The following is a 14,890-nucleotide window of genomic DNA, read 5'->3' as shown; positions in this document are numbered from 1 at the left end:
GCACAAGACGGTTCTGATTACTCTTTATATCAGAATGCCTACTTTGATTTTGGACAAACCACGACTACTGTTGAGTTTGAGATCTTTGATGATGGGGAACTTGAAGGTACCGAAACAGTTGAACTACAACTGTTAAACTTCTCTGGTAGTCCAGATATAGTCTTTGGCAATCAAGATAGTGTCAGTCTGGAGATTCTCGATAACGAAGTTTCTTACATCGAATTTGCAGAAAATATTTAATGAAAGAGCTGAAGAGCGCAGAAATTTGGTTTGATCTTTTCGTCCAATCTTGTATTTTTGCGATTGCGACGACTTAAAGTCTCTCGTAGAGATCCTGTTCTCGGGGCGCGTAGCGCCTCGCTTTGGCATTTTTAATCAATATTGTGGAGATAATTGCACGCTAAATTATAATTATGCTAGATGAATCCTTGATTGAATCTTCCCAAGTCGTTTATACAGTCAGTGAAAGTGAGCTAGTCTATCCCAATCTAGCTACAATTACTTTGTCTCGTAGTGGGAATCTGAATAACTCTTCTAATATTGGAGTCTTCTTAACTGGTGGCACGGCAGAACAAGGTCTTGACTATGATTCCTTCGCTTTTCCTTTCTTTGTCAGCTTTCAACCTGAACAGGAAACTCAAATAATCGAATTCGAGATTTTTGATGATTATGATCTTGAAGGTACTGAAATTATTGAGCTTAAACTCCAAACTATTCCTGGTATTCCCGACACCTTTATTGGAACTCATAGCACTGCCACTGTAGAAATCCGCGATAATGAAGTTTCCTATTTTGATTTTGCTCAAACAGTTTATAAGGGAAATGAGGATGAACAGGCTGTTGTCACCATTACTCGTACCGGTAATCTCTTCAACTTTGCTGAGGTGGAAGTTTTCTGGAGCGATGAGACCGCCACTGAAGGATTAGATTACTTGAATCTGTTTGCACAACCTCAATCAGTAAGTTTTCAACCAGGAGAAACTACTCAAACGATTGTCTTTGATATCTTAGATGATGGGGAATATGAAGGGACAGAAACAGTAAATCTCCAACTACAAACCTTCCCTGGTATTCCTGAATTGGCTCTCGGTTCTAATAGCACCGCTACTCTGGAAATCCTCGATGATGATGATTATTTCATTGTCACTGGGTTAGAAGTTCCTCATATTGATGGTGAGGCAGGCTTTGATATTCTGAGTATTGATTTCAGCCAAAGTCCTAGTGGCATTATTTACTCCTCCACTAATAGTGGCAGTGGGGAATATAGTGACGGGGTTAATACTATGACCTTTGCTAACATTGAAGCGATTGAAGCGATTGGTTCTCTCTATGACGATGTCTTCACTGGATTAGCAGCAAATGACCTTCTCTCTGGTTTAGATGGCAATGATAATATCAGTGGTGGAACTGGTGCCGACATTCTCTACGGTGACAATGATAATGACAGTCTATATGGTAATGATGGCAACGATACTCTTAGTGGAGGTAATGGTGCCGATGTTCTCAAAGGACATAACAACAATGACAGTCTAGTTGGAGGGAATGGGAATGATACCCTCAATGGAGGAAATGGTGACGATATCCTCCAAGGTAACGATGATAATGACAAGTTGTATGGAAGTCATGGCAATGATACTCTCATTGGAGGTAATGGTGCCGATGTTCTCAAAGGAAATAATAACAATGACAGTCTAGTTGGAGGGAATGGGAATGACACTCTCAACGGAGGGAATGGTGACGATCTCCTTCAAGGCAACGACGATAATGACAAATTGTATGGAAGTGATGGCAATGATACTCTCATTGGAGGCTTAGGGTTAGATATCTTATATGGAAAGGCGGGAAGCGATTACTTTAGGCTAGAATCCACTACTACTGAGAATAAAGACATCATTAAAGATTTTGAGGATGGAATTGACTTTTTAGAGTTAGGTAGTCTGGATTTTAGCGCTCTTACCATTGCTCAAGCAGGGTCTAGTACTAATATTATTGAGACGGCGACTATGGAAACAATTGCGACTGTCAAGGGAATAGATGCAACTAATATTGACATTAATGATTTTATCTAAAGTTCCATTAAATTAATTGACTTCTAATAAACGCTACTCTCAGCCCGCACAATTATAAACAAAAAGGAACCACATAGTCATCTATGTGGTTTTTCCATCAATTATTAACTATATTTTTATAACTTTTGGGCAGTATGGGGTTACGATTTGAGAAAAAAAATCTAGAATGCCTATTGGACATTTTTTTCTGAAAAATAAACCATTATCCGTGTTTTTGCGTAAAGATAAAATCCACAAAGTTCCATCATTCACCATGAGTCGTAAAATTCAATGGCTATTAATTCTATTAGTATCAATTTCCTGTGGCTTTGGTTATAAACAATTACAAAGCTATCTTGTGCAACCAGATGCAGTATTAGTTTTGGGTGGACATGAAGAAAGGGAAAAATTTGCTGCGGAGTTGGGGAAAAGATATCCCCATCTAGATATCTGGGTATCTGGTGGTAGCCCCCAAGATTATGTTAAAAGAATTTTCGCTACTAGAGGTATCAAAGGCGATCGCCTACACTTAGATTATCGTGCTAGTGATACGGTAACGAATTTCACCACTTTAGTAGATGAACTCGAAGCCCAGGGTATAGATAGTGTTTACCTAATCACCTCGGAAAACCATATGACTCGTGCTCGTATCATCGGGGAAATTGTTTTTGGTAGTCGTGGAATTGTCCTCAAACCGCTTGCTGTACCTTCCTCCTATCCGCCTGAACCCATAGAAAAATCTGTCAGAGACTGTGCTAGATCAATTCTTTGGTTGGCGACAGGAAACAGTTTGGCTGTTACTAGAAAAGAATGAAGGTTGAATGGGCAATGAAGTAGAGACAGAAGAGAAAGGCTGCATTTGCTAAAAACTACCGCAATTATAACTCTTCAACTTCTACTATTTTTTTGAGAGGCATAGGTTGAGCTTGTCTTTGTGGCAATAAAATAGGCTCTTTGACTTTTTCTTCGACCTTATTGGGAAGTAACACAGGAAGGGGATCTTGTTCTTCAACCCAGTAACTAGCAACAGGCAGAGTATGTTCTAAATCTTCTAGCAGTCTGGGAATAACCATCACAGCATGTAACTCGCCAATTCTTTCTGCTTCCTGCATTCCGACATCGATCGCCATGGCTACATTTGCGATTGAACCTCGGATAATAGCGGTACAAAGACCTTCACCAATTTTTTCATAGGAAGCAAGCTGTACATCAGCTGATTTCAACATGGCATCTGCTGCACCAACCATTGCCGGAAACCCCCTGGTTTCAAGCAACCCAATTGAGCGATTACTCAGGCGACTGTAGCCCCTTCTTTTCTGAATTAATTCTACTAGTTGGGAGCCAATGGGAAATATTGCTTCTAAATTAGGCATGGGACGAGCAATTACCAGCTTAGATATTAGCTGGCCGAACTTCTCTGCGGTTTTTGCCCCTTCTTCTACGGCTAACCTCACGTCTGCAATATTGCCTCGAATTACCGCCGTACAATGACCGCTCCCGATTTTCTCGTATCCCACCATGGTCACTTCGGCAGATTTCAACATCATGTCTGCCGTGCCGACGATCGCAGGAAAACTTGTCGTGGACACTAAACCCAAGGCCGTATCTTTAAATGGGTGCTCTGAGTCGTAGTATCGCTGATTCCTTGCTGTTGTATGTCGCAAATTCAGGTTAGCCATGAAATGTTGTCTTTCCGTTGCAAGTGGGAGTGCTGCTGTAAGCTCGGTCGTTCCTTGGTATGGGCCTTACATCCTGGAGAGGATTGCCTAGATTCTATTAGTTTACGGCCTACATGATAGCCGATCAAATATGAATTTATCTTTAAGATAACATCTTTGCTTAAGGAAAAGCTTTGGTCTATCTTATCGGAATCTTTAGCCAAATCTATGATTGAGGATTGCAGATTTGATATGTCAGAGTCAACACAAGAAAGTTGTGAAGGTTACAGCGATCTATTAGGTCAGGGGGAATGGGGAACCAGGAAAAATAAACGAAAAATATTCATAAGAAGAATAATTGGCTATAAAAGTTGTCTCAAACAAAATGCGATCGCTATGTATACAAAAACCCTAAGAATTCTAATTTTCTATTTAATAATATTTTCTTCTCCGACGTTATTAGATCTCATTTTCCCCAGGGTCGCCACTATCTTGGAACTAAGCCTAATTGTATTATTATGGGGCTATACTTGGATATTTGTCCGAGGAAAACTCAATAAAAAAGAACAAAAAACTCCAGACTTTTTCCTAATACTTTTAGGGATATGTTCCTTGATATCAGTGATAATATCATTGTTCATTAGAGAGATTCCTTTAGCTGTTATTATCTACAGACTGTTTACCTATTTCTCTTTTTATACTTGTGTATATTTGTTTGCATATATTAAGCGAAAATACAAATTATTTAAGAAATTATTGATTTTTATTGTTCTTTTATCCAATATCATTTCTATTGGTATTGTCTCTGATTCTTTGGGGATCTTGGTTGATGTTCCTATCGTTGGACAGCGTTTAGTTAAATGGGAAGAAAAAGCAGGGGTTTTGCAAAACAAACTACGAGGTGGACAAAGAAGGGGCTCCTTTTTTATTGGTGGTTCAACTAGCGTTTATCCAATTTTATCTTTGGGTATTCTATCTAGTGTTATTTTGTTTAATCTTGAAGGAGAAAAAAGGAAATATCTTTGGGGTATGATTCTCAATTTATCTTTAGTTTGGCTAGGATGTTTCTTTTCTTTGAGTCGTGCTCCTGTATTATTGGCATCAGCAATGATTGGTTATTTAGTTTTGAGATTTTTCTTATTATCTCGCAAAAGCAAAAGTCAAAGAAAAATGCTGATTGGTATTTTCTGTGTTATTGCAATTATTACAGCTCCTATTTTACAAGCAAAGCTATACGAAAAAATCAATACCAAGGCATTAAATATTCTAAGTAGTGGCTTGTCTACTGAGGAGTTGGCTAACTATAAAAGATATTATGCTTGGTATCAAGGAATATTATTATTTACAGATTCAGAATCTTATATTGGCTACGGCTTAGGGACTTCTAATGTAGCAGTCAAAAAGAACAAATTACTGAGATACGATCAATATAATTACCATTATGAAAGTGCTATATTCTCTACTTTTTCTGAAGGTGGCATTGTGGGTCTAATAGTAATTTTATTACCATTTTTTATTATTATTTTTTACTCTCAAAAAACGCCCAATCGGGATGTCTACATTATTTGGGTATTTTTATTGGTGATCAACTTATGCGCTGCTCCTATTTATGGATATCCATCACAATTGGCTTATTTTGTCGGTATGAGTTTTTGTTTAGCGACAAAACCACACAAATCATCCACAAGAATGATTGTAATGAAGCCAATGGTTAGCATTGAACATTAATTAAAATTCTCTATGTTCAAAAAAATAGCCACAATTATTGATAATTTTAGTCCTGGATTACAAAAAATAATTCGTAATATCGGCTGGCTAATGATAGAAAAAGTTTTTGCTATGATAGTTAACTTTTCTATCGTTATTTATCTGGTGCGATATTTGGGAGTAGAAAATTTTGGTAAGCTGAGTTACTGCATTAGCTTTGTTGCATTATTTGAAGCGATCACAAAGTTAGGACTCAATGGAATTGTTGTGCGTAATTTAGTCCGAGAACCAGAAGCTAAAAATACTATTCTAGGGACAGCTTTTATCCTCAAAGTATTAGGTTCAATAGTTGCTTGTAGCTTAGTTATCATTAGCAGTGCAAAATTCAATTACAATCAGGAATTGCACACTATAAATATGATTCTTGCTTGGGGTTTAATTTTTACAGCTTTTGACAATATTGATTATTGGTTTGAGTCCCAGGTAAATTCTAAAGCTATTTCCTTAATTCGTAGTATTCAATTAGTGATAACTTCAGCTCTTAAATTATTATTTATTTGGCTAAATTTTTCTTTGATTGCTTTTGCTTGGCTGATTTTTGGCGATTATTTACTAAAGGCTGTGCTAAAAATCTGGATTTACAGTCAATATCGTTTTTCGATCTTTTCCTGGAAATTTGACTTTGCCAGGGCTCAATTAGTTTTACGCGATTCTTTCCCTTTAATTTTATCTAGTGTGATGATTACAATTTACATGAAAATTGATCAGGTTATGCTAGGTAATATGACAAACTCTGTAGCAGTAGGGAATTATGCTACAGCAGTAAAATTTTCAGAAATTTGGTATTTTTTTCCCGTAGCGATTTGTGGTTCTTGCTTTCCTGCTATTATTAGGGTGAGAAAAGAAAGTTTAAAAAAATATCATGCCAAGTTGCAGCAATTATATGATTTGATGGTAGCTATTGCTGTTGGCATTGCAATTCCTACTACATTCTTAGCGAAGCCTTTATTGACTTATCTTTTGGGAACAGAATACGCTAAGGCGGGTATTATCTTATCTTGGCATATTTGGGCAGGAGTTTTTGTCTTTTTAGGAGTTGCCCGTAGTAAATGGCTGATGATAGAAAATTTGACTATATTTAATTTTGCTACTACGAGTTTAGGCGCTTTAACAAATGTTGTTTTAAATTTATGGTTAATTCCTCTTTATCAGGGAGTGGGTGCTGCGATCGCAACTATCATATCCTATGCTGTGGCAACTTATTTATCCTGTATTTTCTATACTCCGATGAGACAAACAGGATTGATGCTCACAAAATCGCTGTTGATTATATTTCGTTGGCGACAAAATTTAATTTATTTAAATCAAATTAGAAAAGTGTTTAAGAATAAATCATTAAGATAATTACAGAACTATTTAAATATCAAGCCACTCTAGTATTTCTTTTCTTCGATAATAAACAAGTGTGACGAAACCTGCGGTACCAAGCAACCAAAACCATCCAGAATATGGTGGCATCCGCCACAAGCGAACCCGATTATTTTCCCGACCACCACTAACAGATGCTAACCATTTGCCATCAGGACTAAATGCGATCGCTCTAGTATCCATCCAATGGACACGATGTGTAGCAATTGGAAGTCCGCTTTTAATATGCCAATAGCGAACCTTGCCAAATAATCCTTTGGGAAAGTCAAAACTCGGACCAATCATGATACTATCATTTCCTTCTATCACACCATATGACACAGCTAAGTAATTACCGTCAGGACTTATGGCAATATCACTTGGTAGTTCTTGGTATTTATAAGGATCGTAATGAGAAATCACACGAACTAGTTTTTCGTCTAACAGACTTATAATATAAACACCATTTTTTTCAACGAAAATTGAGGCAAAAGCAATTAATTTTCCGTCATTACTAAATCTCAGTCTTCTGCAAGTATTAGAGCCTTTCTCAATCTTTTTAAGTAATTTTCCATCTTCTAATCGGTAAATACTTAAAGGCTTCTTAAAACTACTGACAGCAAATATTTTACTGTCAAAACTAACCGCAGCACAGTTAGCAGGAGTAGATAAGGCATAATGTTGTTCTCCATTTACCAGGTTCCATGCTATTACCGATGTAATATTTCTATTTGTAGAAGTAGATCTGACTGTTGCTGATGCTACTAAAGTTTTTTGATCAGGAGAAAAAGCCAAAAAAGCTATTTGTCCTCCATCCGTAAATGCTTTATTAACAGAATGAATTAATTTACCATCATCGAGTCGCCATACCTTGATATCACCATAATAATTACCTGCGACAATTAAACTATTGTCATGACTAAATGTAATATGTGTAGCATATAAAAAATCCAAGGATTGAATAGTTGTTTTATTTTCTATATTTCGAATTTCAACTTTAGAAGATTTTCCATATTTTCCTTCTCCTGAAGCGGTAGCCAGTAACTGCCCATCTGAACTAAAGACAATATCACGACTATAACTAGGTATTTCCCAATCTTTGTATCTACTAAAAAATTTTATTATTAAAACAATTAGGAAAAAGATAAAAAATGTAATTTTTATGTATTTATGATAATACATGCTTAGTTGTTCATAATTCATTATTGCATTCTATATCAAGCTAAATTTTGTTTTTCTTAGACCAATTAGAGCATATATTGATCAACGAATACATAAGCAGAATCACACCACTAGTAATAGACAAGAAAACCCAAATATAATTACGCGGTGGCATTGGCCAAAGGCGAATTGTATTATTTTTTCCTGCAGAAGCTAACCATTTACTATCAGGACTAAATGCAATTGTATTAGTTCCTTTTCCATGTCCGATAAATGAAGTTACTAATCCACCATCTTCTATATTCCAGATACGAATTCGATCAAACAACACGTTAGGAAAACTAAATAAAAAATCTGATGTGCGACTAATTTTATACGAAGCTGCTAAATACTTACTATCTGGACTTATAGCAATATCACTAAGATACCATTTATTTTCGTATGGATTTTGTGTTGGGATAATTCGCAATAGTTTACCATTCTCAACATCATAAACATGAGTATCTCTAGTTTGACCAGAATAAGATTGAAATACTAGTGTTTTATTATCCATACTAAATTTTAGATGATTGCAAATACTTGGCTTAGTATTGATAAATTTCAATTGAGTACTATCTTTTAATTTATACAAAGCCAAAGGTTTTATTTGACCACCAAAAGCAAGTATTTCACCATCTGGACTAGCAGCAACACACGTATAAGGCTTTGAGATTGTATAGCGGCTATAACCACTATTGAGTTCCCAAACACTTATTTGGCTTGGTTTATCACTAATCCTAGAATATCTTCCTGCTGATGCTATAAGAGCTTGTCCATCTGGAGTAAAGGCAATAAAAGTTGTTCGGGCTCTGTTAATCTTTGCTCTCGTAAAAGAATGAACTAATTGAGCATCACTAATACGCCAAATTTTTATTTCTCTTCCAACATTACCTGCTGCAATCAGATTATTGTTCGGGCTAAAAGCAAGACTAGTAGCGAAAGGAAATTCCAAGGTCTGAATAATTTTCCCATCCGAGACTCTTCGTATTTCAACCGTAGAAGAAACACCATGAATAAAATTGTAATTTATTGGTATGCCCGAACCTGTCGCCAACATCTCTCCATTGGGACTGAAGGCAATAACTTTACTAGAACTAGGAAGTTGCCATGTTTTACCTCTACCTAGAAAAAGTATTAATGAAGATGTAACAAAGATAATAATTATAATTTTGAGAAATTTGGAGTGAGGCATTATATTAATTTATCTTCTAGTTTATTAAGATTTTTGTTTTATATTCTATTAGTTTAATCCCGAAATATTATTAGATTTTATTAATTGATTTATCCCGAGGAATTACTTAAGGGGAAACAACTATTGTTTTTAGCTGTAAATAAAAATGATATAACTTTTTTATCATTTTTTAAATTACAATTAATCTTCCTTTAAAAAAATCACTAATAACTATTGACGTTCATTTGTTATGTCTATTATATTGTTGTTGAATTTGTTGTTGCAACCACAAATATCATAAAAATTATGATAGCTAATGATTATCTATCATAATCTCTAGTATGGGTTTTGAGTTAGATTGTCTTACCTTTAAAAAACAGAATATCTTCCCAAACAAAGAATTTATTAATTAACAATTATTACCTCTCATTGATTCATGATTTAGAGGTTGATGGTAGTTTGCCTGGATTTTTAAGCACTGCTAACTGTCCTTATATAAGTTAGCAATACCGGTATTGCTCTGTCAGTCATCAGAAAACATTTTTGGAGAAAATAAATATATTTAATCCTAAAAAAACTGCTTTTTTCCCAAGCCAAATGACAGTCAAGCTTACTTTGGTTCTTCTGTGGTTGTTAATGATAAGTATTTAGGGGTCGGGGATATCGGAGTAAATAAGGTGATTATTTATACTTCAGATGACGCTGGTAGATGGAGCAGAACTAGGGAAATTCTCCCCCCTGAAGATTTAGCTTTAGATAGAGAGGGTTCTATATTTGGCCACGGGCTAGAGTTAAACGGAGATATTTTGACAATCTCTGCCAGAATCAGAAATTCAGATGTTTTAAGGGATAGTTTATCTCCATCTCAAGCAATCAATACATCTCCTAAATATTCTTATCGGAGATATTTAATCGACCTTAAAACAGATGCAGATGTCCAACCTATCGAACTGTTGGTGCAAAGAGAACCAGAATCAAATTTAGTTCGCTTTAATCTCTTACGTCAGGGCAAGATCGAGCAATTTAGTTTGCCTGATATGGGCGAAAAGTACTTAGGTAGTAATGAAAGCTTTTATGGAAGTAGAGTCGCTCTGGAGCAAAATTTACTTTTAGTTGGTTACTCATCATCACTTGATAACACTGGTTGAGCTTGGCTGTTCGATCTAGTTCGACCACAAGCCGAACCAATAAAGATAGCTGTTGAAGATGTCGCTTTAGGAAGCACGGTAGCAATTTCCCAACCATTTGCTGCGGTTGGGTTTAATGGTGTCACTTGGTATTATCCTTATGGTCATCGGAAATCATCCAAAACACTGATCAGAAACCTCAATAATGGTTCGACTACAGTTATTGATAGTTTTGGAGAATTATCTTTAAGTGAAAACATATTAGCGGTAATGCGTCCTGGTTCCCCTGATGGAGAACAAAGACCACTATTGGAAGTATTTCGTCTTGACGAAAATACTACGCCTCATTTAATCCTAAGACGAACAAATGTTAGTAGAGCTAAGGTACAAAATAAATTTCTAATACTAGTTAAATATCTACATGATTTTAACTATTCTCAAATTTGTATCGAGCCATTAACTTAAACAAAAATTTCTTATTCAACTAGTTAAAGGATAAATATAAAAATGACTGGGCGTTGCATAGATGAGGGAGGATTTAGATAATAAGCAATAAGCTTAAGTGGCGCAGACACTGACATTCTTGAAACTGCCACCAATGAAACTTTAGCTACGTTGACTAATATCAATGCAGTAAATATTGATGATAATGATTTTGTGTAAAGCTAACTGATGACAATTAAATAGCTCTGCTATTTGTAGGGCTGTTTATAAAGCCTGAATATTTTCTGGTGGCCAATATATTTTATAGGCCTTCCCTACAATATTATCTTCTGGTAAATATCCCCAAAAATGAGAATCAAAACTATTATTTCTATTATCTCCTAAAACAAAATAACTATCATCAGGAATTCTATTGTCTGGCAAGTAATAATTAGGTATTTCTTGAATATAGTCTTCTGCTAAAGGAAAATCATTAACATAAACGATACCATCTTCAATTCTAATCTTTTGACCAGGAAGACCGACTACTCTTTTGATAAAAAATTTAGTTCCCGCGATCGCAATAATTGGGTCTAGTTTTTTCGCCGTTTGAGTCGCGGTAAAAACAATAACATCGCCCAACTGCGGTTGATAATTTCCAGATTTACTCACAAATATTCGATCACCAATTTGCAAAGTTGGCGACATCGAGCTACTCGGAATCGCGAATTTGTCTACTCTATGATCAATCCAATTGGGTATGCAAGTATTGGTAACGCCTAAGATAAAAATTAAACCTGTCATCAGTGCCAAAAGCGATCGCGAAACGTAATATTTTTGGCGATTATCATAATTCAATTTTGGAAAATTAAAATAAGCATGATGGGCAGATATTGCGGTGATAATTGGTGGGATGATTAATAAAGAAGGCCGATAGTCATCTAGTAGCCCAAAAACAATCGTACTTGTAATAAAAATCACAGCAGCAATCGGTTGTCGTAAATAAATCTGCCCTAACCCAGGAAAAATACGAGACAGAAAAAAAACGTACCAAGGACTGCGCTGATTTTTAAAAATATACCAAGGATTTTTCTTCTTTTTAGTTGATTTAGTTGCTTGCTTAATCTTTAAACAATAATAGGCATCAATCAAGTTGAATATATAAACTATGACTAATATTCCCAGACAGAATATGGCATTAACCGTATTTCCCCTAGGACTAAAAATTGACCAAAAAGAAAGAATAATCAAACTAAACTGAAGCAAGAATAAGCTACTACCTTTATAAAATTTGCCTGCATATAGTTGTCCCATACCAGGAAAAAATAAAGATAGATTAACGGCCAACCAAGGCTCTTTTTGAACTGTGTTACCTAACAAGGTTAAAAATATAAATGATTTTAATAATGTTACATTGGAGACTCCTCCAGAATAGCAGCTGCTAAAGATAGCGCAGTGATCGGAGCAGTAACCGCTGTTAGAATTCGTTGGCCCAAAGATACTGGCTGAAAATTATGAGAGATTGCTAGGGCAATTTCTTCTTTTGTCCAACCTCCTTCTGTCCCCGTTGCAATGACAATATTTTTCTGAGTGAGTGACTGTAAGCAATTTATGAAGGGGATAGTACCTGTGCGCGCAACACAAATAAAGCGATCGCCTTTAGCGGGGATTAAATTCTCAATCGCATTACTAAAGGCAACAGGGTTTATAATCTGGGGAACAATCTGTCTTTCTGATTGTTCAGCTGCTTCGGTAGTAATCTTTCGCCAGCGTTCTACTTTATTATTACTTGGCTTGAGAATAGTGCGATCGCTTAAAACGGGAATAAAACAGCTAACTCCCAATTCTGTACCGGAGCGGATTATTTGTTCATAACCATTACCTTTCGGTAAAGCAGTAATCAGACTAATATCAACTGGTAACTCTGTTTCGAGCTCTATAGAATCTATTAATTGTGCTTTTACCCCCATTATCTCGGCTAACCAAGATTTTCCTTGTCCATCCATGGCAATAAAGCGATCGCTTTCTCCTAATCGGAGAACTCTTTTTAGGTAATGTTGTTGTTCAGTGGTTAAATGAATAGAATCTTCTTGTTGTTGCTTCGGAGAAAATACTAGGCGAGATAAATGTTTAGACATGTTGAAGGGATGAGGAATTAAGGATGAGGGATGAGGGATGAAGGATGAGGAATTAGGGATGAGGGATGAGGGATGAAGGATGAGGAATTAGGGATGAGGGATGAGGGATGAAGGATGAGGAATTAGGGATGAGGAAGAAGAAACAATTTTAGTTAGTGAAAAAAATAATATTATGAGTAAATTTAATATTTTTAGAAACCTTAAACAAAAATCTATAGCTTTAATTTTAATCGCGATTTATACAATATTTCTAACTGGTTGCAATCCCACCCTTATTGAAGCAAACAAGGATACAGTGACACAATTAGTACAATCAATCCTTGAAGATCCCAAGACTTTTAATCCTGTAATATCTCAAGATGCCACCAGCGGTTCTGTCGGCTCAATGATTTTTGATGGCTTAGTAACAGAAAATCCCTTAACGGGAAAAACTGAACCGGCTTTAGCAGAATCCTGGACAATTTCGGACGATAAATTAAAGGTCGTTTTTACCCTGAGAAAAAATTTAAAATGGTCTGATGGCGAACCAATAACCGCAGATGATGTCGTATTTAGTTTCAATCAATTATATTTCAATGAGGAAATTCCAACGAGCGCCAAAGATACCTTACGGATTGGTCAAAGTCAAAAACTGCCGATAGTCAAAAAACTCAACGACCTACAAATAGAGTTTACTTTGTCAGAACCTTTTGCCCCATTTTTTAGCAGCGTTGGACAAGAAATATTACCAGAACATATTCTCAAAAAAACTATAGAGCATCGTAATCAAGATGGTAATTTAATTTTTCTTTCTACTTGGGCAGTGGATACTCCACCCTCAGAAATTGTTGCTAGTAGTGCTTACAAACTAAAGGAATATAAAACTAGCCAGCGAATTATTTTTGAGGCCAACCCCTATTATTGGAAAAAAGGAGTCAATGGAGAAACTTTGCCCCATATCCAACAAGTTGTTTGGGAAATTGTTGAATCTCAGGATACTTCTTTATTACAGTTTCGCTCTGGGGGCTTAGATTCTATTGGTGTCTCTCCTGAATATTTTTCTCTGTTAAAAAAAGAAGAAAATAAAGGCAACTATACTATCTATAATGGTGGCGCACAATATGGCACGGTTTATATTACTTTCAATCTTAATCAAGGTAGTCGCAATGGGAAACCATTAGTTGATCCTATCAAGTCAAAATGGTTCAATAATGTAAAATTCCGTCAGGCTGTGGCTTATGGGCTCGATCGCCAACGGATGATTAATAATATATTTCGAGGCTTGGGCGAACCTCAAACTTCTCCGGTTTCGGTGCAATCACCTTTTTATTATGATGGCTTACAAGGTTATGAATACAACCCAGAAAAGGCGAAAAGTCTCCTAACTGCTGCTGGATTTACTTATAACGATCAAGGAGAACTATTTGATCGCGATGGGAATCGGGTTAGTTTTACTCTGGGGACTAATGCAGGCAATAAAACCAGAGAATCGATGGGTTCACAAATCAAGGAAGATCTGAGAAAAATTGGGATACAAGTTGATTTCAAACCTCTAGCTTTCAATGTATTAGTAGATAATTTGAGTAACTCCTTGGAATGGGAATGTATTCTTTTGGGTTTAACAGGAGGCAATGAACCCAATGGAGGAGCTAATATTTGGTTTACCGATGGTAATTTACATATGTTTAACCAAGACACAGGGCCCGGACAAACCCCCCTCGAAGGTAGAGTGATCGCACCTTGGGAAGAAGAAATCGCTCAATTGTTTATTGATGGAGCAAGAGAGTTAGATTTCGAGAAACGTAAAGCAATCTATGCCGAAATTCAGACCTTAGTAGAAGAAAAAGTGCCCTTTATTTATTTGATTAATCCTTTTTCTTTAAGTGCTGTTAGAAATAGAGTTCAGCCAATTGATTATTCAGCTTTGGGAGGAGCTTTTTGGAATTTAGAAGAATTAAAAATTACTGAATAAACGAGGGCAGAAGTAAACCTTCTGCCCTCTACCTTCTGCCCTCTGCCTTCAAGGGCGAAG

The 14,890-nt window shown here is 36.1% G+C and carries 13 protein-coding genes; 7 read left to right on the top strand and 6 right to left on the bottom strand.

The window, feature by feature from the left end:
• The 3 genes from XEN7305_RS29030 to XEN7305_RS12510 all read left to right on the top strand — a co-directional run.
• On the top strand, positions 1-240 hold a 240-nt coding region (locus XEN7305_RS29030; protein WP_006509805.1), incomplete at its 5' end, for a hypothetical protein.
• A 173-nt stretch (positions 241-413) separates the two neighbouring features.
• On the top strand, positions 414-2,069 hold the full coding sequence (locus tag XEN7305_RS28205; protein WP_006509804.1) for a Calx-beta domain-containing protein: 1,656 nt from the start codon (positions 414-416) through the stop codon (positions 2,067-2,069).
• 253 nt (positions 2,070-2,322) lie between these two features.
• Positions 2,323-2,862 (top strand): YdcF family protein, encoded by a 540-nt coding sequence (locus XEN7305_RS12510; RefSeq protein ID WP_006509803.1) that lies wholly within the window; start codon positions 2,323-2,325, stop codon positions 2,860-2,862.
• A gap of 64 nt (positions 2,863-2,926) precedes the next feature.
• Here XEN7305_RS12510 and XEN7305_RS12505 read toward each other — a convergent pair whose 3' ends face one another.
• Positions 2,927-3,727, bottom strand: a complete 801-nt coding sequence (locus XEN7305_RS12505) for a carbon dioxide-concentrating mechanism protein (RefSeq protein WP_006509802.1) — start codon at positions 3,725-3,727, stop codon at positions 2,927-2,929.
• A gap of 471 nt (positions 3,728-4,198) precedes the next feature.
• Between XEN7305_RS12505 and XEN7305_RS12500 the strand changes: the two genes are divergently transcribed.
• A complete protein-coding gene (locus tag XEN7305_RS12500) occupies positions 4,199-5,434 on the top strand; it encodes an O-antigen ligase (RefSeq protein ID WP_158500397.1) in 1,236 nt (411 codons plus the stop codon).
• A gap of 12 nt (positions 5,435-5,446) precedes the next feature.
• On the top strand, positions 5,447-6,817 hold the full coding sequence (locus XEN7305_RS12495) for a flippase (protein ID WP_006509800.1): 1,371 nt from the start codon (positions 5,447-5,449) through the stop codon (positions 6,815-6,817).
• A 12-nt stretch (positions 6,818-6,829) separates the two neighbouring features.
• Here the strand turns inward: XEN7305_RS12495 and XEN7305_RS12490 are convergent, their stop codons facing one another.
• A complete protein-coding gene (locus tag XEN7305_RS12490) occupies positions 6,830-8,023 on the bottom strand; it encodes a WD40 repeat domain-containing protein (protein WP_006509799.1) in 1,194 nt (397 codons plus the stop codon).
• Between the two features lie 19 nt (positions 8,024-8,042).
• Positions 8,043-9,212: a WD40 repeat domain-containing protein gene (locus XEN7305_RS12485; RefSeq protein ID WP_006509798.1), complete on the bottom strand. Its 1,170-nt coding sequence runs from the start codon at positions 9,210-9,212 to the stop codon at positions 8,043-8,045.
• Between the two features lie 605 nt (positions 9,213-9,817).
• On the opposite strand from XEN7305_RS12485, the gene XEN7305_RS12480 reads away from it, so the two are divergent.
• Positions 9,818-10,339: a hypothetical protein gene (locus XEN7305_RS12480; RefSeq protein WP_006509797.1), complete on the top strand. Its 522-nt coding sequence runs from the start codon at positions 9,818-9,820 to the stop codon at positions 10,337-10,339.
• On the opposite strand, the gene XEN7305_RS29025 is transcribed toward XEN7305_RS12480, so the two are convergent.
• From XEN7305_RS29025 to XEN7305_RS12470, 3 genes are all read right to left on the bottom strand, one after another.
• Entirely contained in the window at positions 10,309-10,464 is a 156-nt protein-coding gene (locus XEN7305_RS29025) for a hypothetical protein (protein ID WP_158500396.1), read from the bottom strand. The genes XEN7305_RS12480 and XEN7305_RS29025 overlap by 31 nt on opposite strands.
• A 562-nt stretch (positions 10,465-11,026) precedes the next feature.
• Complete coding sequence (gene lepB / locus XEN7305_RS12475; RefSeq protein ID WP_006509795.1) at positions 11,027-12,121, bottom strand: signal peptidase I; 1,095 nt, start codon at positions 12,119-12,121, stop codon at positions 11,027-11,029.
• 29 nt (positions 12,122-12,150) lie between these two features.
• Positions 12,151-12,879, bottom strand: a complete 729-nt coding sequence (locus XEN7305_RS12470) for a 16S rRNA (uracil(1498)-N(3))-methyltransferase (RefSeq protein WP_006509794.1) — start codon at positions 12,877-12,879, stop codon at positions 12,151-12,153.
• A 172-nt stretch (positions 12,880-13,051) separates the two neighbouring features.
• Here XEN7305_RS12470 and XEN7305_RS12465 point away from each other — a divergent pair, with 172 nt between their 5' ends.
• On the top strand, positions 13,052-14,830 hold the full coding sequence (locus XEN7305_RS12465) for an ABC transporter substrate-binding protein (protein WP_006509793.1): 1,779 nt from the start codon (positions 13,052-13,054) through the stop codon (positions 14,828-14,830).
• The last annotated feature ends 60 nt before the right edge of the window (positions 14,831-14,890 follow it).

This window comes from Xenococcus sp. PCC 7305 (genome assembly GCF_000332055.1).
Classification (GTDB): Bacteria; Cyanobacteriota; Cyanobacteriia; order Cyanobacteriales; family Xenococcaceae; genus Xenococcus.
Note: the sequence above shows the minus strand (reverse complement) of the source record. Positions and strands in the feature narration are given on the sequence as shown.

Coding starts and splice junctions, on each gene's coding strand:
- XEN7305_RS28205 (WP_006509804.1), top strand. CDS start 414: ATGCTAGATGAATCCTTGATTGAATCTTCCCAAGTCGTTTATACAGTC.
- XEN7305_RS12505 (WP_006509802.1), bottom strand. CDS start 3,727: ATGGCTAACCTGAATTTGCGACATACAACAGCAAGGAATCAGCGATAC.
- XEN7305_RS12470 (WP_006509794.1), bottom strand. CDS start 12,879: ATGTCTAAACATTTATCTCGCCTAGTATTTTCTCCGAAGCAACAACAA.
- XEN7305_RS12465 (WP_006509793.1), top strand. CDS start 13,052: ATGAGTAAATTTAATATTTTTAGAAACCTTAAACAAAAATCTATAGCT.
- XEN7305_RS12490 (WP_006509799.1), bottom strand. CDS start 8,023: ATGAATTATGAACAACTAAGCATGTATTATCATAAATACATAAAAATT.
- XEN7305_RS12510 (WP_006509803.1), top strand. CDS start 2,323: ATGAGTCGTAAAATTCAATGGCTATTAATTCTATTAGTATCAATTTCC.
- XEN7305_RS12485 (WP_006509798.1), bottom strand. CDS start 9,212: ATGCCTCACTCCAAATTTCTCAAAATTATAATTATTATCTTTGTTACA.
- XEN7305_RS12495 (WP_006509800.1), top strand. CDS start 5,447: ATGTTCAAAAAAATAGCCACAATTATTGATAATTTTAGTCCTGGATTA.